1 pseudogene is annotated in these 721 nt (G+C 28.2%); it reads left to right on the plus strand.

Features of this window, described 5'->3' with window-relative positions:
• Positions 1-721: pseudogene (locus tag H2279_RS08640) on the plus strand (hypothetical protein); the annotation flags it as partial.

A 721-nucleotide genomic window follows, 5' to 3' on the forward strand; every position in this document is an offset into this window, starting at 1 on the left:
AACAGGCTCTAAAGAATTCTCTAATAACCCCTTTTATTTTGGAGAATTAGATCAAGAAGGGATAATCAAACAAGATGTACCCAGTTATTATTTTTCCCCTAAAGATGAAAGCAGTGGTTTAGGAAGACTTAGCATCTTTTATAAAAATGATGAACTTTGCTTACTTAATTATTCTATATTAGAAAATTCTTTAAATATTAAATTAGAATGCTTAAGCAAGCAAAGCTTAGAATATAAAGATTTAATTTCAAACATTCTAGAAGAACAAAAAACCACACAAGTAGATAAAAAACAAGCTATAGCTAAACTCCATGCTCTTTTAGAAAATCAAAACCTAGAATGTATCCATGGGGGTAAAGTCATACTCAAATCAAACAAAGGAAAAACTTTTAAAGATAATAATATCCCTATAATGTTAGAAAGTGATTTATTAAACTCTAGTATAGTAGCTTGTCCTTATACTATAGGTAATGTAAGCTCACCTTGTACTAAAGTTGTTAATGTAAAAGGATCTCTTTCTCAAAAGAAAGTTAATGGTGAATTTGTAATCTTACAAGAATTAATCTCAGCTTGCACTACAGATAAAAACTTTCCTTTAAAAGTAAGCTTTACCCCTACTAAGTTTAAATACGATCATAGTTTTGATCCTAAGGAAGGGTTAGAAAAACAAAGCAATAATATAACAGAATTAAAAGAACCTATATTAAGACTTCATTATAAA

This window comes from Campylobacter sp. B0100352/1, from assembly GCF_020135855.1.
GTDB classification, from domain to species: domain Bacteria; phylum Campylobacterota; class Campylobacteria; order Campylobacterales; family Campylobacteraceae; genus Campylobacter_D; species Campylobacter_D taeniopygiae.